Origin of the sequence: Synechococcus sp. HIMB2401, from assembly GCF_042883245.1 — a bacterium.
GTDB lineage: Bacteria > Cyanobacteriota > Cyanobacteriia > PCC-6307 > Cyanobiaceae > Parasynechococcus.
This window is the reverse complement of the sequence record NZ_JBDJKK010000002.1, coordinates 205355-226479: the sequence shown is the minus strand read 5'-3', so window position 1 is coordinate 226479 and position 21125 is coordinate 205355. Positions and strand designations below refer to the sequence as shown.

Sequence of the window (21125 nt, the reverse complement as noted above, 5' to 3'; positions counted from 1 at the left end):
CTTCAGTAGAGCTGCATGCGTACGGCTTGGCTGATGCCGGGGAGATCCGGTTCGCGACCGCGCCAGCACTCCACCAGGGCGAACAGAAGGATCGCCAGCACCGCCACCACAACCGTGCTGGACAGGGTGCTCAGCAGCAGGCTGCCTCCGGCAATCGGTTGGAGAAGGATCCCAAACGCGAAGCTCAGCACAACGATCACGATGTCGGTGAGCAGGGCCTGCAGGGTGTTGAAGCGCAGGAAGTAGGGAACGGCTGGATTACGCACCACCGCCAGAAACAGCACGAAGAACAGCAGCAGGCCACCGAAGGGAACCCCCCGATCCAATTGGATCAGCGGCACTGCAGGAACGATCAGCAGCCTCAGCAACGGGATCTGGTTGAACACGCCGTCAGCCCCGAGGCCAAAGGGAATGGCATCACTCCAGGGGAGCAGGTACACCAGCGGTGCAAGCAGCCGCTGCCAGAGGGGAATCTGCACGGTGGAGCTAGGGATTGTTGGGACCTTAGGTCGCAAGAGCAGTCGCGGCGGCGCTCCGCATCGCCTCGACAGGAACGTCATCGCGTCCACTCCAGAGCCGCAGCGAGGCAGCGCCCTGCTGCACCAGCATCTCAAGACCATCGATGCAGCGATGGCCCCGTTGTTGCCCAGCGGCGAGCCAGCTGGTGGGCCTTGGTGTGTAGATCAGGTCGTACAGCACCGCTTCTCCGTTCAGGTTTGTCCAGAGCTCGGCCCCCAGTGGCATCGCCTCGGGGTCACCGTGCTGGGCCATTCCCACCGGGGTGGTATTCACCACGAGAGCTGCTTGAACCACGCTCTCGTTGAGCTGAACAGCGGTGTCGAGACAGGCCGTCAGGGGGGCGTGGCTCTGCTGCAGATCAGTGATGAAGGCTTGCAGTGCCTCGCTTCGCCGTCCCACAACGGTGATGCTGCTGAGGTTCAGGGTCTGCAGACCGGCGACCACGGCTCGAGCTGATCCGCCGCAGCCGATCACCACGGCATCGCGTCCTGCCCAGGTGTCGTTGGTACCGAGGGGTGCCAGAAAGCCCTCCACGTCGGTGTTGGTGCCGAACCAGCCACCGCCCGCTCCCGGAATCAGGGTGTTGACGGCACCGAGCCGTTTCGCCAGTGGGCTCAGCTCCTCGCAGAGCTCGGCGATGGCTTGTTTGTGGGGGATGGTGACGTTGAGGCCCTGGCAGCCAACGGCCCTGAGACCGTTCAACACCTGATCAAGGTTTTCGCTTGTGCAGGGCAGAGCCAGGTAGCGCCAGTTGAGCCCCATGCTTTCGATGGCGGCGTTCTGCATCACCGGCGAAAGCGAGTGGCGCACTGGATTGCCAAGCAGGCCCACAAGGCTGGTGTCGCCGTTGATCATTGCCAGGGCCGGATCGCTCCACCAGCCTGCCTGTTCGGGAACCACACCTCGCCTGTCACCGGGTCTGCTGTGGAGGATGAGCCCATTCAAATCACCATTTCTGGAGGTGGGCACCGATGGGCAAGGTTGTCGGCATTGACCTTGGCACCACGAATAGCTGTGTTTCCGTGATGGAGGGCGGCAAGCCCACCGTGATCGCGAACGCCGAGGGCTTCCGCACCACGCCCTCCGTGGTTGCTTACACCAAGAACCAGGATCAGCTGGTGGGTCAGATCGCCAAACGTCAGGCGGTGATGAACCCGGATAACACCTTCTATTCCGTCAAGCGTTTCATCGGCCGTCGGGTTGATGAGGTGAACGAGGAATCGAAAGAGGTGAGCTACGGCGTCGAAAAGGCCGGCTCCAACGTGAAGGTGAAGTGCCCGGTTCTCGACAAGCAATTCGCGCCTGAAGAGGTGTCCGCCCAGGTGCTGCGCAAGCTGGCCGAGGACGCCGGTAAGTACCTCGGTGAAACCGTCAGCCAAGCGGTAATCACCGTTCCCGCCTACTTCAACGACTCCCAGCGCCAGGCCACCAAGGACGCCGGCAAGATCGCTGGCCTTGAGGTGCTGCGCATCATCAACGAGCCCACCGCTGCGGCTCTGGCCTACGGCCTCGACAAGAAGAGCAACGAGCGCATCCTGGTTTTCGACCTGGGCGGTGGCACCTTCGACGTGTCCGTTCTGGAAGTTGGCGACGGCGTGTTCGAGGTGTTGTCCACCGCTGGTGACACGCACCTCGGCGGTGACGACTTCGACAAGGTGATCGTTGATCACCTGGCCGAGACCTTCAAATCCAACGAAGGCATCGATCTGCGTCAGGACAAGCAGGCCCTGCAACGCCTCACCGAAGCCGCTGAAAAAGCCAAGGTTGAGCTGTCCAACGCCACCCAGAGCGAGATCAACCTGCCGTTCATCACGGCCACGCCTGAGGGTCCCAAGCACCTGGATCTCACCCTCACCCGCGCCAAGTTCGAGGAACTGGCCTCCAAGCTGATCGACCGCTGCGCCATGCCTGTGGAGCAGGCGCTCAAGGACGCCAAGCTGTCCTCCGGCGAGCTGGACGAAATCGTGATGGTGGGTGGTTCCACCCGCATCCCGGCCGTGCTCGAACTGGTCAAGCGCATCACCGGCAAAGACCCCAACCAGACGGTGAATCCCGATGAGGTGGTGGCTGTCGGTGCTGCCATCCAGGGCGGTGTGTTGGCTGGCGAGGTGAAGGACATCCTTCTGCTTGACGTCACGCCCCTCTCCCTGGGTGTGGAAACCCTCGGTGGTGTGATGACCAAGATGATCACCCGCAACACCACGGTTCCCACCAAGAAGACCGAGACCTACTCCACGGCTGTGGATGGTCAGACCAACGTGGAAATCCACGTGCTCCAGGGTGAGCGCGAGATGGCATCCGACAACAAGTCGCTTGGAACCTTCCGTCTCGATGGCATTCCCCCGGCTCCCCGTGGCGTGCCTCAGATCGAAGTGACCTTCGACATCGACGCCAACGGCATCCTCAGCGTCACCGCCAAGGACAAGGGCAGCGGCAAGGAGCAGTCCATCTCGATCACCGGTGCGTCGACCCTTTCGGATTCCGAGGTCGACAAGATGGTCAAGGACGCCGAGGCCAACGCCAGCGCTGACAAGGAGAAGCGCGAAAAGATCGACCTCAAGAACCAGGCCGAAACCCTCGTCTACCAGGCTGAGAAGCAGATGGGCGAACTGGGCGACAAGGTTGATGCCGACGCCAAGGCGAAGCTGGAGGAGAAGCGCCTCAAGCTCAAAGAAGCCACCGAGAAGGACGACTACGACGCGATGAAGACCCTGCTGGAGGAACTGCAGCAGGAGCTCTACACCGTGGGTGCGTCCGTCTATCAGCAGGAAGGGGCTGCAGCTGGTGCTGGTGCGCCTGGTGCTGACGCCGGTGCCAACGCCGGTGGTGGCGATGCCAGTGACGACGTCATCGACGCGGAGTTCACCGAGACCAAGTGATCGGTTAATTCACCATCGCGTTAGGGCCCTGCGGGGCCCTTTTTTTATGCCTGCTCGAGTGATCTCTGCTCGAGTTCAGCGGCGACCCACTCGGCGGTGCCGGGCGTGAGCAGAACGCCGTTGCGATAGTGCCCACTGGCAAGGATCAACCCGGGTTCCAGTTCTTCCAGGAGAGGGGCCGGGCGATCCACGGGCCGGGCTCGCAGGCCACTCCAATGGCCAACCACCGTGGCTGAGCGCAGCCACTCTGGTGCCCGCTCATTCAGGTTGCGCATCAGGGTCAGAGGATCCTCCGAAGCGCGATCGCCGGGTTCTACGGTGGCCCCGAGCAGCAATCGCCCGGGTGCGGTTGGAATCAGATTGAAGCCCTGATCCACCAGCACTGAGGGCCAGTTGTTCCACGTTGTCGGACCCGTTGTCAGTTCCAGTAACAGGGCCTGGCCCAACACCGGTGTCATCGGTCGGGCCTGGCCCAGCGGTTCCAGCAAGACGTCCGAGCTCAGGGCTGTGCAGAGCACCACAAGGTTGTGAACGGTGCTGTCTCCATCGGCGCGATGCACATGCCAGTGGTTGTCGTTGCGCTCCAGACGGATCACCGCCGTGGCATTCAGCTCCACGCTTTGCTCTGCCAGCGCCTGTCGCAGGGCCCGTTGCAGCAGAAGGGGATCCACACGACCGTCGTGGCGCGAGTGCAGGCCACCGTGCCTGGCCGTCGGCCAGACCGCTGCCAGGTCGGCGTTGGTGACCATCTGCAGGCCCAGGTCAACGCGCTGGGCGGCCAGCGCTTCCATCCGCTCAGCCGCTTGTTCGTCCTCGGCGATTTGCAGCAGGCCCGCATGGAGCCTGAGATCTGGCTGGTGAGCCTGCAGCGTTTCGATCCATTGCGGCCAGAGCTCCATGCTCCGGCGGCGCAGCCTCCAGCCCCGCCCGCTGCTGCGGCGAAACACGTGGCCCATCAGCACCCCGAGGGATGCCGATGTTCCACTCAAATCGTTTGCTGATCCCTCGCGATCAACGGAATGGTTCAGGCGAGGGTCGTAAACAGAAACATCGTTCCCTTGCTGGGCCAGATGCCAGGCGATGCCGAGGCCGATGGCCCCGGCACCAATCACTCCAATGGAGCGGGTCAGTTGAAGGCCTCAGCGGGGATCAGATCGCTGTAAGCATCAAACCCGGCAGCCACGGCGCTGTAGGACTTCTGCAGGCGGCTGAAGTCCTGCAGGCGTGCCGCTTCATCCAGATCGGCCAGAGCTTCTTTCAAGGAGCGGGCCACCTTGGTGGCTTCCTTGCGCTCGCTCTTGTCGAGGCGCTGATTGATGTATGACATTTCCCGGCTCACTTCCTGCATGGGGCCATGCAGGAGGTTGCGGGTGAACACCCAATCCTTTTCACTCACCAGCCGGGCCAGATCAGGCAGACGGGTCTTTGCGTCTTCAAAGGCTGCGGCCTGGCGGCGGATCACGCCCAGGTCGTCAGGACTGATCCCGGCAGCATTGGCAGCAGCCGGGGCCATCAGACCCAGGCTCAAAGCGACGCAGAGGCAGAACGCGGCAAGGCGGCTCAGAGCCTTCAGCATGGTGATCGAAAATTTCTCTGCGACTTTAACCAGCCCCTCCTGCGCGGGAGAATTTTGTTTTTCAAAGCGTTGTTGTGAGTGACGCCACGGTCATCCTTCAGATGATCTGCCCCGATCGGCCGGGCCTGGTCAGCGAATTGGCGGGTTGGGTGGCGGCCAATGGCGGCAGCATTCGTCATGCCGATCACCACACGGATGCGGGAGCCGGGTTGTTTCTCAGCCGGATTGAGTGGCAGCTCCAGGGATTCGGCATTCCCCGGGATGTGCTTCCTGAAGCGGCCCAGTCTCTGGGAGAGCGGCTTGGTGGCGAAGCGCAGCTCCACTTTTCAGACGACCATCCCCGTGTGGCGCTTTTTGCCAGCAAGCAGAGCCACTGCCTGCAGGATCTGCTCTGGCGGGTTCAAAGCGGGGAGCTGCCGATGCAGGTTCCCCTGGTCATCGCCAACCATCCGGATCTGGAACCCCTGTGTGCATCCTTTGGGATTCCATTTGTTTGTGTTCCCGTCAGTCGGGATACCAAAGCGGAAGCGGAGCAGCGGATTCTGGAGCTGCTTGAACAGAACAAGGTTGAACTTGCGGTGTTGGCCAAATACATGCAGGTGCTGAGCAGTGATTTCCTCGAGCGTTTCCCCCAGGTGATCAACATCCACCATTCGTTTCTGCCAGCGTTCAAGGGTGCTCAGCCGTATCACCGGGCCTGGGACCGTGGAGTCAAGCTCATCGGCGCCACAGCCCACTACGTCACCGAAGATCTGGATGATGGCCCGATCATTCAGCAAACCACCGTTTCCGTCAGCCATCGGGACGAAGTGGAGGATCTGATCCGCAAGGGCCGTGACACGGAACGCCTTGCTTTGGCGCGGGCCCTGCGTCTTCACCTGCGTCGTCAGGTGATGGTCTATCGCGGGCGTACGGCTGTTTTCGCATGACGGCACGTCTGTACGCATGGCTGAGGGGCGACTGTCCGGCCGCCGCATCCCCCTCGGGTTGGTGCCTGTTTCAGCTCGGACTGCTGTTGCTTCCTTCGTCAGTGTTGCTGGCAAGCCTGCTATTGATGCCGGCCTTGGTCCTGGGCAGCCTCCGTCGTGAATGCGCCTACTGGCATGACCGCTGGAACTGGCCGCTCCTGGTGGCTGGCGGGCTCATGTTGCTCGGCTGTTTCAGCGCCGTGCGTGCCGACCTGGCTTGGGCAGGTCTGGCCAATTGGCTGCCTTTCTTTTGGGGATTCTGGGGGTTCCAGCCCTATGTGGCGGAGGCGGGGGCGCGCCGCCGAACGGCGCTCTGGATGGTGGCGGGCACGGTGCCTGTTGTGCTGACTGGCTTGGGTCAGTTGTGGTTGGGTTGGCAGGGTCCCTGGCAATTCTTGGGGGGCCTGGTGATCTGGTTTATGGCTCCTGGAGGCGAGCCGGAGGGCCGGCTGTCGGGTTTGTTCGATTACGCCAACATCGCCGCGGCTTGGTTGGCGCTGGTGTGGCCGTTGATCCTGGCGGCCCTGGTGCAACCCGGACTCGATCGCCCTCGTCGGACTGTGGTGCTGATCCTGGCTGTCGCTTTGGTGACGGCTCTCGTGCTCACGGAGTCCCGCAACGGCTGGGGCGCGTTGGTGCTGGCGGTGCCCCTGGTGCTTGGACCGGTGAGTTGGCCCTGGTTGCTTCCCTTGTTGGCCCTTGGATTGATCCCTGTTCTGCTGGCGGTGTGGCCCGGTGTCCCGGAGCTGCTCCAGGAGCCTGCCAGGGCCTTGGTGCCTGAGTCGGTGTGGTCACGGCTCAGCGACAGCCGCTATGCGGGGGAGCGTGCCCTGGCTTCCACTCGTCTCAGTCAGTGGGGTGTGGCTTTGCAGTTGATCGTTGAAAGGCCATGGCTGGGTTGGGGTGCTGCGGCTTTTTCTGTGCTGTACCTCTTGCGCACGGGCAAATGGCATGGCCATTCCCACAACCTGCCATTGGAGCTGGCGGTCAGCAGTGGGGTGCCGGCGGCGCTTGCGCTGGTGGGTCTCGTGCTGGCGTTGTTGATCGTCTCCTTGCGCTGCAGCCGCATGGGGTTGTTTGATCGCGCCTGGTGGGCTGCGGTGCTGGTGCTGGTGGTGCTTCACGGCACTGATGTGCCGTTCTTTGACAGTCGCTTGAACATTGCCGGTTGGATTCTGTTGGCCGGACTTCGCAGTCGGATTCGGGAGACCGAGACGGCAGCGCTCAGCCCAGGCTGAGCGCCTCTTGCCTGTGTTCCTGCAGCTTTTCCTGACTTAAGGGGCCATCGAGATGGCCCCAGGGCAACACCGCATCAGAGGCCCACTCGTCGTGCACCACGCTCTCCCAACTGGGAGGCAGCGGTAAGACAACGCCTGCGCTGCGGGCTTCAGGGAGTTCACCGGCCAGGGCCGCTCGGTAGGCCTTTTTCCAACCCCCCAGGCTTTCCTGGGAGCCGCGCACCGCTGCGATTACGGGGGCCAGGCGCCGGTCGCTTCGAGACAGCAGGGCCTGAATCACGCTCCAGCCATAGCTTTCCGGGCGCAGATCAATGCCTTTGGGTTTGAGACGTTTCGCCAGCAGCTTCAGGCGTTTTTCCGCTTCGGGGCGTACCCCTTGCCATTGGAAGGGAGTATGAGCCTTGGGTACGAAAGTGCTTACGCCCAGGGTGAAGCGCAGTCCAGGGGTGCCTTTCTTAAGCCTCAGTAGCAACGCCGCGGTGCTTTCCACGTCGTCGTTGTCTTCGCAGGGGAGTCCCACCATTCCGTAGAGCTTCAAGGCCTTGAGGCCTCCTTGCTTGGCATGGCGGGCGGCGGCTTCGATTTCTTCGCCGCTGAGCTTTTTGTTCACCACGCGGCGCATGCGCTCGCTGCCGCTCTCGATCGCGATGGTCAGGGATTTGCTGCCTCGCCCTGCCAACACAGCCGCCAGCTCGGGAGTAACGGTTGCGGCCCGCACGGAACTGACGCTGACCCGCAGGTCATCGAAGCGATCTTGGTCTAGCCACTGGAGTAGATCGCTGAACTGGGGGTGCTGGGTCACGGACGCCCCCAGCAGCCCGAGGCGTTTGGTGGCCTTCAGTCCCTTTTCCACTGCCGGAATCAGCCCGTCATCCAACGATGGTGTTCGGAACGGCAGGGTCAGATAGCTGGCCAGGCAAAAGCGGCAGAGCTCCGGGCAGCTGCGCACCACTTCCACCATGTGAATGTCGGGCCACGCCGCTTCCGGCGTGATCACCGTTGAGTGGCTGAGGCTGTTGCCGCGCCATGTCTGTTTGGCCACCCGTTCTGGAAGAGTTGCATCCACCGGTGCCACACCCAACAGGGTGCCGTCCGCTGCATAGCGGGGTGCATGGAGCTCCGGCACGTAGATCCCCGGCACCCGGGCCAGATGCTGCAGTTGTTCGGCTCGGGGTTGGCCCTTCACGCTCTGAAGGGCATCGATAAAATTGGGTAGCAGATCTTCGCCATCGCCCAGCAGCACGACATCAAAAAACGGTGCAAGGGGCTCGGGATTGGCGGTGAGCACAGGTCCGCCACCAAACACGATTGGATGGTCGTCGGTGCGCGCGTGGCTCCAGAGCGGGATGCGCTGCTGTTCCAGTAGATCGAGCAGGACTGGTCCGTCGAGTTCCCAGCTGAGAGAAAGCCCAAACAGGTCGCAGTGCCGGTGGGCTGGATCCCCTTGATCAGTGAACAGCCGGCGCACGTCGACGTCGGACCGCATCGCCAGGGTGGACCAGACGATCTGAAAACCAAGGCTGGTAATGCCAACCGTGTAAGTGCTGGGGAAGGCCAGCACCGTGCGCAGGGCTCCGGGTTCCGGCGTGGCCGGATCGAACAGCAGTGTTTCCTGGTTCAGTTGGGGCCTCCTGTTGGGCCTGATGGCGGGGTTGGCGGCGTGAACGGACGTCTGTAGCGGTTGAGCTTCATGGCCATCCGATCTTCAGCGTCGAGTTCCATGCCCATCTGACGTTCGTAGATCGAGTGGGGGTGGAACAGTCGGGCGATCACGAAGCTGGTGAGACAGGCCACCAGGATCGGTTTGAGGATCAGCAGATCCTTGGTGAGGGCAAAGGCCAGGAACATCGCCGAGATCGGCGTGCGGGAACAGCCTGCAACGAAGGCGCCCATGCCCGCGAACACATAGGTGGTGGGCACATGGCCGGTGAGGGCCTCAACGCCGGATCCACCGGCCAGGCCAATGGCCCCTCCCAGCGTCAGCATCGGCATGAACAGTCCCCCTGGCGCTCCTGAGCCCGCCGCCAGACCGGTGCTGAAGAAGAGCACCACAAAGCTGGCGAGGGCCAGGCTGATATCGGCTTTTCCGGCTCCAATCAGGTGCTTCAGTTCGCTGGGGTTATGGAAAGCATCCGGCAGGGCTGCATAAACGCAGCCCAACACGAGCCCGCTCACGGTCATGCGCAGGATCAGTCGGTCTCCGAACCAACGGTTGCCCTGCCGCTGCATGGTGAGCACGTAGCGGGTGTAAAGCTCCGCCAGCACGCCGATCACCACACCGAGAGCCACCAGATACAGCAGATCCACCGGCAGGAAGCGCACCAGGGGGGTGTACTCCCGTTCCAGTTGAAACCCGATGGTGCTGTTGAGCCCGCCGCCCCCGGGGTTGAGGCCGAGAAAGCCGATCACATCCGCCAGGGTGTCGGCCGAGAAGGTGGTGATGATCACCAGCAGCAGCACCACGGGCCTGGCGGAGTGGAGCAGCTCCTCGATCGCGTAGATGAATCCACCGATGGGAGCACTGAACACGGCGGCAATACCGGCACCACCACCGGCGGCCACAATCACCCGGCGAAAGGCCACCGGTGCCCGCAGCCAGCGGGACATCTGCCAGGCCACGGAGCCGCCCATCTGAACGGCGGGGCCTTCCGGGCCCAGGGGGAAACCCGAGCCGATGGCAATGATGCCGGCCACCAGTTTCACCAGGCCCACCCGAAGCCCCATCGGAACCGACCGGTGGCGCAGGAAGCCCATGATGTGGGTGATCCCGGCTCCGCCAGCGGCCGGAGACAGGTTGGTGATCAACCAGGCCGAGACCATGCCGCCGATGGCGCCGAGGGCGGGGAGCACCACCCAGGCTGGAAATTCATCGAGCAGGTTGAGCCGCCAATCCCGCAGCAGGTTGATGCCGCTGGTGAACAGCAGGCCGGTGATGGCAGCCCCGAGGCCCGTGAGCGCCAGAGCCAAAACCACCACCAGCCAGCGGCGTTCCAACAACCTCCTGATGCTCCGGCTGGAGCCCAGGAGGTGGCGTCGCTGCTTGGGTTCGCTCAGGGAGGGCACAGATGAGGTAATCCGGAATCAGGCCTGAGCCAGAACGGTTGCTTCGTCGTCAGCGCTGACCACGCGCCCCTGGTCTTCAAAGCCGCTGATCTGATCGAAGTTCAGGTAGCGGTAGAGCTCGTCGGAGAGGGGATCGATCTTCTCGGCCGCAATGCTGCGGTATTCCTCCGGGGTGGGAATGCGTCCCAGCTGGGCGCAGACGGCGGCCAGTTCGGCGCTGCCCAGGTACACCTGAGCACCCTTGCCCAGGCGGTTGTTGAAGTTGCGGGTGCTGGTGGAGAACACGGTGGTGTTGTCCTCCACGCGGGCTTGGTTGCCCATGCAGAGGGAGCAACCCGGCATCTCCATGCGGGACCCGGCGGCCTCGAAGGTGGCGTAGTAGCCCTCCTCCTTCAGGGTCTCTTCGTCCATCCGCGTTGGGGGACAGACCCAGAGGCGCGCCGTGTTCTGGCCGGCGCCTTCCAGCACCTTGGCCGCGGCGCGGTAGTGGCCGATGTTGGTCATGCAGGAGCCGATGAACACCTCCTGCACAGGGTCACCAGCCACCTCGCTGAGCAGCTTCACGTTGTCGGGATCGTTGGGGCAGGCCACCACCGGTTCGGTGAGCTCGTCGAGGTTGATCTCCAGCACTTCCGCGTACTCCGCGTCTGCGTCAGCACTCATCAGCTGGGGATTCGCCAGCCAGGCCTCCATCTCCTTGATCCGGCGGGCCAGGGTGCGGGCGTCGCTGTAGCCGCGGGCGATCATGTTCTTCAGCAGCGCCACGTTGCTGCGCAGGTATTCGCTCACCGTGTCTTCGGAGAGCTTGATCGTGCAGCCGGCGCAGGAGCGTTCGGCGCTGGCATCGGTGAGTTCGAAGGCCTGTTCCAGCTTCAGGTCGGGCAGACCTTCGATCTCCATGATCCGGCCGTTGAATAGGTTCTTCTTGTTGGCCTTTTCAACGGTGAGCAGTCCCCGCTGAATGGCCACCCAGGGGATGGCGTTCACCACGTCCCGGAGCGTGACGCCCGGTTGCAGGGACCCGCTGAAGCGCACCAGTACCGATTCAGGCATGTCCAGTGGCATGGCGCCGATGGCGGCTGCAAAGGCCACCACCCCAGAGCCGCCTGGGAAGGAAATGCCGAGGGGGAAGCGGGTGTGGCTGTCGCCGCCGGTGCCGACGGTGTCGGGCAGAAGCATCCGGTTCAGCCAGCTGTGGATGATGCCGTCACCGGGCCGAAGGGCCACGCCACCGCGCTGGGCGAAGAAGTCGGGCAGTTCGTTCTGGGTCTGCAGATCCACCGGCTTCGGATAAGCGGCGGTGTGGCAGAAGCTCTGCATCACCAGGTCGGAGGAGAAGCCCAGGCAGGCCAACTCCTTCATTTCGTCCCGCGTCATCGGGCCGGTGGTGTCCTGGGAGCCGACGGTGGTCATCAGCGGTTCGCAGCTGGTGCCGGGTCGGACGCCTGCAAGACCGCAGGCCTTGCCCACCATCTTTTGCGCCAAGGTGAAGCCCTTGCCGGTGTCTGCCGGGGCTGAGGGGCGGATGAACAGATCCGAAGGGGTGAGGCCAAGCTTGGCGCGCACCTTGTCGGTGAGGGCGCGACCGATCATCAGGGGGATGCGACCGCCGGCCCGCACCTCGTCGCTAATGGTGGTGGGCTTCAGCTCGAACCGACTCACCACCGTGCCGTCCCGTTCGATCGTGCCGGCGCGGGGGCGAATGGTGATCACATCACCAGTGTTCAGGTCGGTGACATCGCATTCGATCGGCAGGGCACCGGAGTCTTCAGCGGTGTTGAAAAAGATCGGGGCGATCTTGCCGCCAAGGATCACGCCGCCTGCCCGTTTGTTGGGCACATGGGGAATGTCATTGCCGGTGTGCCAGAGCACCGAATTGATGGCGCTCTTGCGGGAGCTGCCGGTTCCCACCACATCACCGACGTAGGCCACGGGATGGCCTTTCTCTTTCAGGCTCGCGATGGTCTTCAGGCCCTCCGGATCGCGGGTCTCGAGCATCGCCAGGGCATGGACGGGGATGTCCGGCCGGGTGGTGGCGTGGGTGGCCGGCGACAGATCGTCCGTGTTGGTTTCGCCTTCAACCTTGAAGACCGTCACGGTGATGCTCTCGGCCAATTCGGGCTTGGCGGTGAACCACTCGGCGGCGGCCCAGCTGTCCACAACTTGCTTGGCGAAGCGGTTGTCCGCCGCCAGATCCATCACTTCGTTGAAGGCGTCGTAGACGAGCAGCGTTCGGCTGAGTCCCTCAGCAGCACAGCCAGCCAGTGCAGCGTCGGAGTGCTTCAGCAGCTCGATCAGGGCGGCGACGTTGTATCCCCCCACCATCGTTCCCAGCAGCCGGGTGGCTTCCAGTGGTGACACCAGGGGGCTTTTGGCGTCTCCCTGAGCCACGGCACTGAGCCAGGTGGCCTTCACGTAAGCCGCTTCATCCACACCCGGTGGGATCCGCTCGCTGAGCAGGTGCAGCAGGAACTCCTCCTCGCCGGCGGGAGGGTTCTGCAGCAATTCGGTCAGTCCCTGGGTCTGCTCGGCGTTGAGCGGAAGAGCGGGAACGCCCTGGGCTTCCCGGGCGGCGGCCAGCTCGCGGTAAGCGCTCAGCATGGAGATCTCTGTTCAGGGATGACCACCATTCTTCCGGACCGTGTCTGTTGCCAGTGAGCGGGGTGCGTAGCCTTGGTCGGAGTCTCGCGTCCAGTCATGGCCACCACCTCCGATTTGCATGTGGTGGAGACACGTCCCTTGGTGGCCCCTGCTGTGTTGCATCAGGAGCTGCCCATGGACGCGGCGGCGCTCGAGACCGTGGCGTCAGCCCGCCGGCGCATTCAAGAGATCCTCAGCGGCCGTGATCAGCGTCTGCTGGTGGTGGTAGGCCCCTGCTCTGTTCATGACGTCAAGGCTGCCCGGGAGTATGCCCAGCGCTTGGCTCCGATCCGCGAGCGCCTGAAGGATCAGCTCGAGGTGGTGATGCGGGTGTATTTCGAGAAGCCTCGCACCACGGTTGGTTGGAAGGGACTGATCAATGACCCCCATCTCGACGACTCCTATGACATCAACACCGGCCTGCGCCGGGCCCGGGGACTGCTGTTAGATCTCGCCCGGGAGGGGATGCCTGCTGCAACGGAACTGCTCGATCCCGTTGTTCCGCAGTACATCGCTGATTTGATCAGCTGGACCGCGATCGGTGCCAGGACGACGGAAAGTCAGACCCACCGCGAAATGGCCTCAGGGTTGTCGATGCCGATCGGCTACAAGAACAGCACCAACGGCAGCGCCACCATCGCGATCAATGCCATGCAGGCGGCGGCCAAGCCGCATCACTTCCTCGGCATCAATCGCGATGGTCATGCCTCGATCGTCAGCACCACGGGCAATCCCTACGGCCACCTCGTGCTGCGCGGCGGCAGCCAGGGCAGCAATTACCACTTGGAAGCTGTGCAGGAGTCCGCAGCCGAGTTGAGCAAGGCCGGTCTGCAGGATCGTCTGATGGTGGATTGCAGCCATGCCAACAGCAACAAAGACTTCCGCCGACAGGCGGAGGTGCTGGCCAGCGTTGCCGAGCAGTTGCGGGGGGGCTCCAATCACGTGATGGGCGTGATGATCGAGAGCCATCTGGTGGAAGGCAACCAGAAGCTCAACGCCGACCTGACGCAGCTCACCTATGGCCAGAGCGTCACGGATGCCTGCATCAGCCTCGAGACCACCGAAACCCTGTTGGAGGATCTGGCCGCGGCCGTGGCCAGTCGCAAACAGACGGTTACCGCCTGAGCATCAACGCCTTGGTTCAAACCACCAGTTGACTCCACAGCACCCCCACGCTGAGAGGAACGCTGAGGTTGTCGAGACCGCTCCAGCTGAGCTGCTCCAAACCGGTTGCCATGGCCACCATGCCAAGGGCTGCTGGCAGGGACAGGTCCGCCCCCGACCATCGCGCTAGGCCGATCAGCACCAAGCCTGAGACGACGGCCATGGTCATCGTGCCGACGCTTGATTTGGTCTGACCAAAAAGAACCCACTTCGGGGATGCGACGTTGCGGCCGATCAACCCTGCAAGGCCATCCCCTAAGGCCATCACCAGAACCCCTGCGGACACCGCATCGGCTCGGGTTGGCCAGAACAGCAGAAGCAGCGTTGTGATTGCGATGCCGTAGGCAATGGTGCCGTAGCTGTTGCGATCAACATCCTCTACGGCGGGGATGAAGCGCCATTGGTGGTTGATCGTCGTCACAACGGTGATCACCGCCGCAACAGGCAGGGCAACAACGAAGGGAATTTCAAAGAACCAGGCCAAAGGAACCACGGCTCCGGTTCCGATGTGCACAATTTTTCGGCTCAGTTCCCGTTGGTTCGGCCGAAGCCGGCGGCACAACACGGCGCCTGCTATCACCATCGCCATCCAGAGCAGGATGGCGATGGGTCCGGTGATGGGAAGCAAGTGGCTTAGGCGGCTTGTTGGTGGTTGGTCATGGCGCGCAGCTTGAGAATCGCTTTGGCCTCCAGCTGTCGGACGCGCTCACGTGACACATTGATCTGACGACCGATCTCGGCAAGGGTCAGAGGTTCTTCACCACCAAGACCGAACCGCAACTTCAGAATCTTCTGCTCGCGTTCGTTCAGCTGCGAGAGCCAGCCCCCCAGATGTTCCTTCTGGATGCTGCGATCCATTCCCTCCATCGGTTCTTCACCGTTGGGATCCGGGATCAGTTCACCCAGGGTGCTGCGATCTTCCTCGCCACGGGCATGGGCATCCAGGGATGCACAAGGTGCGCTCTGGGAGATCAGATCCTCCAGTTCCCGGGGCTCGATGCCCATGGCACTCGCCAACTCCAGCCGATTCGGTTGACGACCGAAGCGGTGGGACAGCTCCCGGGAGATGCGACGCATCTTGGAGAGTTTTTCGCTGATGTGGATCGGCAGGCGAATGGTGCGGGCGCTGTTGTCGATGGCCCGCGTCATGCCTTGACGAATCCACCAGTAGGCATAGGTGGAAAATTTGTAGCCCATGGCGGGGTCGAACTTGTCGACCGCTCGCTCCAGGCCGATGGCACCTTCCTGAACCAGATCGAGCAGCTCCAGGCCCTGGTTCTGGTATTTCTTCGCCACGCTCACCACGAGGCGGAGGTTGGCGGCCATCATCCTGTCGCGAGCCCGTTTGCCCATGCGGATCTTGTGGCGATGCCGGGAGGTCAGCTCCTCTTCCGGTAGCTCCTGAAGTTGCTTCATCGCTTGCACATGGTGTGCAAGTTCGATTTCTTCAGCTGCCGTCAGCAAGGGGATACGTCCGATGCTGCTCAGATAAAAACCGATGGAGTCGGTGGCAAGCCGCCCTCCTTGTCGAGTCGATGGTCGACGTCCGGTGGACGGCAACGCAGGTTCCTTCCGGGGCGACTGTTTTGTCGTGCCGGAAGATTCCAGAGGGATCCCCATCACCCTGGTCTCCTGAATGAATTTGGGCTGAACTTAGCACCAGACAACAGTGTTGACTGTTTCGAATCGAAAGAATTTCAGGAGCTGAATCTTTGGGCTTTCAAAACAACTGATTTGGCTGTGATCGTGCAGGCTTCAAGTTTGTTTTTGAAGGAATGTTGTATCGGATGTCACAGACGCAATCCCTTTGAAAACCAAAAGAACTACAAGGATTGGATGCCGTTGCTCCATTCCTTGATCAATTGAATCTGGGAATTGCGTTCCGAGGTGTCGTTTTCGGATTTGCGCTGCACAAATGTGCCGTCGCTCTGCATGTCCCAGGCGGCCTGGTTGTCATTCAAGTACAGCTGCAGCAGGCGTTCCAGTTTCTGGCGATGCTCTGGGTCTTCGATCGGTGTGACCGCTTCAACGCGGCGGTCGAGGTTGCGGCTCATCCAGTCGGCACTACCGATGTACACCTCCGGTGAGCCGCCGTTGGCGAACGAAAAGATTCTCGAGTGTTCCAGGAACGGGCCGATGATGCTGATCACCCGAATGTTTTCACTCAGTCCTTCACAACCGGGATAGAGGCTGCACATGCCGCGAATGATCAATTCGATCGTCACTCCGGCTTGGGAGGCTTCATAAAGAAGCGCAATGATCGTTGGGTCCACCAGGGAATTCATCTTGGCTCGGATCACGGCCTCTCGGCCCTGCTGGGCATGTTCAATTTCGCGGCGGATCAACAGCTCCATGCCTTTTCGCAGGGTGACGGGGGCCACGAGCAGGCGACGAAAACTTTGCTGCTTGGAAAAACCGGTGAGGTAATTGAACAGTTCCACCAGGTCTTGCCCTAGTTCCTGGTTGGCGGTGAGCAGGCCCAGGTCGGTGTAGAGCTTGGAGGTTTTGGAGTTGTAGTTGCCCGTGCCGATGTGCACATAGCTCTGGAGCTTCTCCTTCTCCTTGCGCACCACCAGAACAATCTTGGTGTGGGTTTTCAGCCCCAGCACCCCGTAGACCACATGCACTCCGGATTGCTCCAGGTGCCGGGCCCATTGGATGTTGTTGTCTTCGTCAAATCGTGCTTTCAATTCCACCAGTGCCATCACCTGCTTGCCGTTTTCGGCGGCACGGATCAGTGCAGCGATGATCGGCGAGTCTTTGGAGGTGCGGTAGAGCGTCATCTTGATGCCCATCACCTGGGGATCGTCCGCTGCCTGGTTGATGAACTCTTCGACGGTTGTTGAGAAGAGGTCATAGGGATGGTGCAGAAGGATGTCCTGACGGCGAATCACCGAGAAGATCGATCTGAACTCATCCGGTTTGATCGCTCCCTCGTCCAGCAGGTGCTGCTGACTGCGGGCTAGCACCGCTGGTGTCTGGCCTCCGTGGCTTTGGCTCTTGAGTTTCGGCAGCGGTAGTGCGGTGAGGCTGAGCAGGTCGTCCAGGCCCAGGGGGCCATCGATCACATAGAGGTCTTCCTCTTCAACGCTGAGTCCTGTCATCAGCATCTCCACCACGTCCTGAGGCATTTCGTTGGGCACCTCGAGGCGCACCACCTCACCCCCCATGCGCCGCTTTCGCAGTCCCTGTTCCAGGGCCAGCATCAGGTCATCGGCTTCCAGATCCCTCAGTTCCAGATCCGCATCCCGCGTCACGCGGAAGAAGTAGTGCCCCTCGATCGTCATGCCAGGGAACAGCTCTTTCAGGTTGAAGGCGATCACCTGCTCTAGGGCGATGGCGGTGTGAACGGGTTTGTGCTCCTGGCCGCTCAGGTGCGAGGGGATGGCGATGAAGCGAGGCAGATTTTTCTGGGGAACTTTCACCCGGGCAAATTGCCGTTGTCCTGTTTCCGGATCAACAACCACGGCCGCAACGTTGAGGCTCAGGTTGCTGACGAAGGGGAACGGATGGGCGGGGTCCACAGCCAGAGGTGTGAGCACCGGAAACACCGAGGTCTGGAAGGTGTCGTCAACCCATTGGCGTTGGTCGTCGTTCAGCTGTTTGTAATCGAGCAGTTCAACCTTGTGTTCCAGCAGCTTCGGCCTCAGGTGCTGGCGGTAATGCACCTGTTGCTCTCGCAGCAGGGGAATCAGCCGTTCCCTGATCGCCAGCAGCTGCTCCAACGGCGATTTGCCATCCTCACTTGGCTTGCTGACGCCCGCCTCCACCTGAGACTTCAGTGACGCCACGCGAACCATGAAGAATTCGTCGAGGTTGTTGCTGAAGATGGCGCTGAACTTGGCTTGATCGAGCAGAGGTGTGCGCGGATCCAGGGCCTGGGCCAGCACCCTTTCGTTGAAGGCGATCCAGCTCAGCTCCCGGTTGATGTAGTGCTCCGGGGCTAAGGCTGCTGCGCACATGGGCTGAACGGCTCGGCGCTGGTGTCGTTAGCCGAAACGTAGCAATCAGGACTGGCTTGGTTGTGTGTCGGAGATGTCCGGCAGAGGGCTGCCGGCCACCAGGCCGATCACGATCACCAGCACGGTTGCCGCAGCTGCAAACGGGCTCACTGGACCCAGCAGGTCGTAGCTGAATCCCGCCAGGGGAGGGCCGAGGAAACTGCCCAAACTCTGCAGGGCCTGCAGGCTGCCGAGGGCGCTGCCTTGCCCTTCGCGACCCAGGCGCCGTGACACCAGGCTGCGCAGGCTTGGTGTGACCAATCCGGTGCCCAGGGCCAGGATGCCGACGGCAGTGAAGATGGCGCCCGCCCGATCGGATGCACCGACGCTGGGGATCAGCAGGCACCCAATGATCACAAGGCCGAGGCCCAGCAAGGTCAGACGCCATTCGCCAAACCGTTTCACCAGCGGTCCGATCAGCCCTCCTTGCACCACAGTGGCGACCACCCCCACCACCAGGAAGGCGGTGGTGGCGAGCTCAGGGCCCCAGCCGAAGCGCTGCTTGAAATAGAGCACCAGGATGGCGGTGAAGCCGTTGAAGGCCAGGAAGAAGAGGAAAAAAGCTCCGCACAGTCGCCCCACGCTGGGGTTCATCAGCACCTGGCTCAGCCGTGCAAACGGATTGAGGTCGCGTTTTCTGGGCAGGTTTTTGCGGGATTCCTGGGGATGGGTTTCCGGCAGCAGATTGAGCACCACCAAGAGGTTGAGTGCAGCGAAGCCTGTGGCCACCCAAACGGGAAGGGACACGGCCACCCGGGCCAGTTGCCCGCCAACGAAGGGTCCAAGGATGAACCCCAAACCAAAGGCCACGCCGATCAAGCCGAAGGCACGGGCTCGCTTGTCGGGAGGCGTGATGTCGGCGAGCACGGCGCTGGCTGTTGCTGCCGTACCGCCACTGATGCCGTCAATGATCCGTGCTGCGAACAACAGCAGCAGGGGCAGCAGGCTTTGGCTGGGCCAAGGCAGTGAAACCGTCACGGCAAACAGGCCGAGCCCCACCACGGATCCTGCGACGCAGATGCTGATCACGGGGCGGCGGCCGTAGCGATCACTGAGCGCTCCGATCAAGGGAGTGACCAGGAACTGCGCCAGGGCATAGCTTCCCGCCAACAGTCCCAGGGTTCGTCCGTCTGGGGCGAACTGGGCTAAGAGAAAGGGCAACAGCGGAAAAACAATGCTTTCGCTGAGCCGGTCGTTGAGCAGCGTGAGAAACGCGCTGAGCAGTGTGGGAATCCGAGGACGCTGCAAGCTTGCTGCCACGCAGGAGAGACTCACATTCCCACAGGCGGCTCCATGGCTTTGCGTCTGATCGCTCCGGAGGATCACCCGCTGTTGCGGGAGATCTATGCCGATGCGATCGAATCGCAGGCTCCCCTCCTTTATTCAGATGAACAAGTCAGGGCCTGGGCGGCTCTGGCCTGGTTACCCGGCGTGCTCGATGCGAGTTTTCGGGAGGGCTCGGGATGGCTCACCACTGATGGTTCGGCCTTTGCGATTCGCTATCCGGAAGATCGTCTTTCGTTGCTCTACTGCCGTGGTTGTGCCTCGAGGCAGGGCCATGGCAGTGCCCTCCTGAAACGGATTGAGGCGGATGCGCTGGAGTCCGGCGTTCAACAATTACGAACGGAGGCCAGCCAGTTCAGCCGACCGTTGCTGGAGCGACGGGGCTGGTGTGTGGAAGCGCCAGAGACGATCCTGATTGGAGGCGTTCCGTTCGAGCGCTATCGGATGGTCAAGCTGTTTCGCCAAGCGCAGAGTTGATCAAGCTGGGCTTGGGCCTGGCCCATCTCCAGAACGGATGCTGCCCGTTGAATGCCCTGTTCCAGGGAATCACTGCAGCCGGCGAACCACAGATAGGCGCCGGCATTCCAGCGCAGGGGGTCGCAGAGAGGGCCTTTGTTCTGAAGGGCGTTTCGCGCCTGCTCCGCCCAGGTGGTGTCGTCAGCCCATTCCACGTCGGCGTCGTGACAGCCATGGTCACGGGGGTGCAGGATCAATCGCTCCGCTTTGCCATTACGCACCCGGGCCGTGATGCAGGCTCGGCCGATGGGCAGGTCGGTGCCTCCTTCCAACCCCTTCACGGTGAGAACATCGGTTTCGCCGGCTTGCTTGAGGGCTTCCCAGGCGCGGGCTTCTGTTGGTGGGTGGACAAAGCCACTCACAAGGAGGTGGTCGCCTTGGTGGGGTGTCCAGAGCAGTTCCAGGCTGGCAACCGGGGGACGCTTGCCCAGTTCTTCGCGGTAGCCGATCAGGGTTTCCGCGATGGGGAAATGATCCGGCTGGTGAATCAGGGCGAAGCCGTTCTGCTGGAACCCGTCTGCAACGGCGCTGATTGGTAGACCTGTGAGGTCGAGATCGAGAAGGCGGAACAGATCAACAGCGGTGACGCCGTATTTGATCGGCATCCGGTCACCGCCCTGCAGAACCACCGGCTGACCACAGGCCAGCAGCACCAGCGCGGTGAGCGGGTAAATCGGCGCTGTGCGCGTGCGCCCGTCGTAGGGCATGCCGAAACACAACGGTGCTCGACTGCCAGCCGTGGATTGCAACACCGGGCCATGGGCTCGGTAGGTGTCGAGCATCCCCGTGAGTTCCTGGGGTTCGGGCCGTCGGATGCGATGGGCAATCAGGAAGGCGCCGATCTGTGCTGGCGTCGCTTCGCCCTGAAGCATCAGCTCCATGGCATCAGCCGCTTCCTCGCGACTCATGCCTTTGCTGGTGTGTTCACCGCTTCCCACCTTGCGCAGGTGCTGCTTGAAGCGGTCGCGGCCGGAGAGAACTGCGCTCGTCAAAGGTCCGGCCTCTAGCTGTGATCAGTCTTCAGGAGTGACTGACCCGGCAGGGGTAGCAATTGTTACGAAAGCTCAGGGCCTGCTCAGGCGGGATAGCCCCTCGAAACTGCCATGGCGTGGGTGCTGCGGGTGGTGGCGTCCTTCGGCGTAATAGAGCCGCTCCAGCATCAGTTGGGGAGCAGTGGTTGGCGGAAGGAATTGCGCCTGCAGCAGGGTCGCCATCGATTGGAAGAATTGGCTCATTGCAAATTTCTTCTATAAAACAAATTTCCCCGATCAAGAGAC

At 62.1% G+C, this 21125-nt stretch carries 18 protein-coding genes; 5 read left to right on the top strand and 13 right to left on the bottom strand.

Annotated features, from left to right (window positions below):
- Window positions 1–2: 2 nt before the first annotated feature.
- Both AAXE93_RS06115 and AAXE93_RS06110 read right to left on the bottom strand, forming a co-directional pair.
- Window positions 3–515, bottom strand: a complete 513-nt coding sequence (locus AAXE93_RS06115; protein WP_255446152.1) for a Tic20 family protein — start codon at window positions 513–515, stop codon at window positions 3–5.
- Window positions 505–1374, bottom strand: a complete 870-nt coding sequence (locus AAXE93_RS06110; protein ID WP_390129764.1) for a shikimate dehydrogenase — start codon at window positions 1372–1374, stop codon at window positions 505–507. The genes AAXE93_RS06115 and AAXE93_RS06110 overlap by 11 nt, the downstream gene beginning before the upstream one ends.
- 116 nt (window positions 1375–1490) lie before the next feature.
- On the opposite strand from AAXE93_RS06110, the gene dnaK reads away from it, so the two are divergent.
- Window positions 1491–3398: a molecular chaperone DnaK gene (dnaK, locus tag AAXE93_RS06105; protein WP_390129086.1), complete on the top strand. Its 1908-nt coding sequence runs from the start codon at window positions 1491–1493 to the stop codon at window positions 3396–3398.
- A gap of 44 nt (window positions 3399–3442) precedes the next feature.
- Here dnaK and AAXE93_RS06100 read toward each other — a convergent pair whose 3' ends face one another.
- Window positions 3443–4510, bottom strand: coding sequence for an NAD(P)/FAD-dependent oxidoreductase (locus AAXE93_RS06100; protein WP_390129085.1), 1068 nt, complete (start codon window positions 4508–4510; stop codon window positions 3443–3445).
- A 14-nt stretch (window positions 4511–4524) separates the two neighbouring features.
- Window positions 4525–4974, bottom strand: coding sequence for a photosystem II protein PsbQ (psbQ, locus tag AAXE93_RS06095; protein ID WP_115161013.1), 450 nt, complete (start codon window positions 4972–4974; stop codon window positions 4525–4527).
- A gap of 74 nt (window positions 4975–5048) precedes the next feature.
- Here psbQ and purU point away from each other — a divergent pair, with 74 nt between their 5' ends.
- Window positions 5049–5903 carry a formyltetrahydrofolate deformylase gene (gene purU / locus AAXE93_RS06090; protein ID WP_390129081.1) on the top strand — a complete coding sequence of 285 codons (855 nt, stop codon included), beginning with the start codon at window positions 5049–5051 and terminating at the stop codon, window positions 5901–5903.
- The gene (locus tag AAXE93_RS06085) at window positions 5900–7180 is read left to right on the top strand and encodes an O-antigen ligase family protein (protein WP_390129078.1); all 1281 of its coding nucleotides are present in this window, start codon (window positions 5900–5902) and stop codon (window positions 7178–7180) included. Before purU ends, AAXE93_RS06085 begins: the two co-directional genes overlap by 4 nt.
- Here the strand turns inward: AAXE93_RS06085 and AAXE93_RS06080 are convergent.
- The 3 genes from AAXE93_RS06080 to acnB are packed head-to-tail and all read right to left on the bottom strand — an operon-like array spanning window position 7167 to window position 12844.
- Complete coding sequence (locus AAXE93_RS06080; RefSeq protein ID WP_390129076.1) at window positions 7167–8741, bottom strand: B12-binding domain-containing radical SAM protein; 1575 nt, start codon at window positions 8739–8741, stop codon at window positions 7167–7169. The two genes, AAXE93_RS06085 and AAXE93_RS06080, sit on opposite strands and share 14 nt — an antisense overlap.
- Window positions 8742–8797: 56 nt before the next feature.
- A complete protein-coding gene (locus tag AAXE93_RS06075; protein ID WP_390129073.1) occupies window positions 8798–10243 on the bottom strand; it encodes a ClC family H(+)/Cl(-) exchange transporter in 1446 nt (481 codons plus the stop codon).
- A gap of 18 nt (window positions 10244–10261) precedes the next feature.
- Entirely contained in the window at window positions 10262–12844 is a 2583-nt protein-coding gene (gene acnB, locus AAXE93_RS06070) for a bifunctional aconitate hydratase 2/2-methylisocitrate dehydratase (RefSeq protein WP_390129070.1), read from the bottom strand.
- Between the two features lie 96 nt (window positions 12845–12940).
- Here acnB and AAXE93_RS06065 point away from each other — a divergent pair, with 96 nt between their 5' ends.
- Window positions 12941–14008 (top strand): 3-deoxy-7-phosphoheptulonate synthase, encoded by a 1068-nt coding sequence (locus tag AAXE93_RS06065; protein ID WP_114988790.1) that lies wholly within the window; start codon window positions 12941–12943, stop codon window positions 14006–14008.
- 16 nt (window positions 14009–14024) lie between these two features.
- On the opposite strand, the gene AAXE93_RS06060 is transcribed toward AAXE93_RS06065, so the two are convergent.
- The 4 genes from AAXE93_RS06060 to AAXE93_RS06045 all read right to left on the bottom strand — a co-directional run bounded on the left by AAXE93_RS06060 (window position 14025) and on the right by AAXE93_RS06045 (window position 19308).
- Window positions 14025–14675, bottom strand: a complete 651-nt coding sequence (locus tag AAXE93_RS06060; protein WP_390129067.1) for a diacylglycerol/polyprenol kinase family protein — start codon at window positions 14673–14675, stop codon at window positions 14025–14027.
- A gap of 5 nt (window positions 14676–14680) precedes the next feature.
- On the bottom strand, window positions 14681–15667 hold the full coding sequence (locus AAXE93_RS06055; RefSeq protein ID WP_390129063.1) for an RpoD/SigA family RNA polymerase sigma factor: 987 nt from the start codon (window positions 15665–15667) through the stop codon (window positions 14681–14683).
- Between the two features lie 203 nt (window positions 15668–15870).
- The gene (gene ppk1, locus AAXE93_RS06050; RefSeq protein WP_390129061.1) at window positions 15871–18009 is read right to left on the bottom strand and encodes a polyphosphate kinase 1; all 2139 of its coding nucleotides are present in this window, start codon (window positions 18007–18009) and stop codon (window positions 15871–15873) included.
- Between the two features lie 45 nt (window positions 18010–18054).
- Window positions 18055–19308: an MFS transporter gene (locus AAXE93_RS06045; RefSeq protein WP_244272346.1), complete on the bottom strand. Its 1254-nt coding sequence runs from the start codon at window positions 19306–19308 to the stop codon at window positions 18055–18057.
- 33 nt (window positions 19309–19341) lie between these two features.
- Here AAXE93_RS06045 and AAXE93_RS06040 point away from each other — a divergent pair, with 33 nt between their 5' ends.
- Complete coding sequence (locus AAXE93_RS06040) at window positions 19342–19809, top strand: GNAT family N-acetyltransferase (RefSeq protein ID WP_390129058.1); 468 nt, start codon at window positions 19342–19344, stop codon at window positions 19807–19809.
- Here the strand turns inward: AAXE93_RS06040 and AAXE93_RS06035 are convergent.
- Both AAXE93_RS06035 and AAXE93_RS06030 read right to left on the bottom strand, forming a co-directional pair.
- On the bottom strand, window positions 19770–20840 hold the full coding sequence (locus AAXE93_RS06035) for an anthranilate phosphoribosyltransferase family protein (RefSeq protein ID WP_390129055.1): 1071 nt from the start codon (window positions 20838–20840) through the stop codon (window positions 19770–19772). The two genes, AAXE93_RS06040 and AAXE93_RS06035, sit on opposite strands and share 40 nt — an antisense overlap.
- A 72-nt stretch (window positions 20841–20912) precedes the next feature.
- On the bottom strand, window positions 20913–21083 hold the full coding sequence (locus tag AAXE93_RS06030; protein ID WP_115161001.1) for a cyanate hydratase: 171 nt from the start codon (window positions 21081–21083) through the stop codon (window positions 20913–20915).
- Between the last annotated feature and the right edge of the window lie 42 nt (window positions 21084–21125).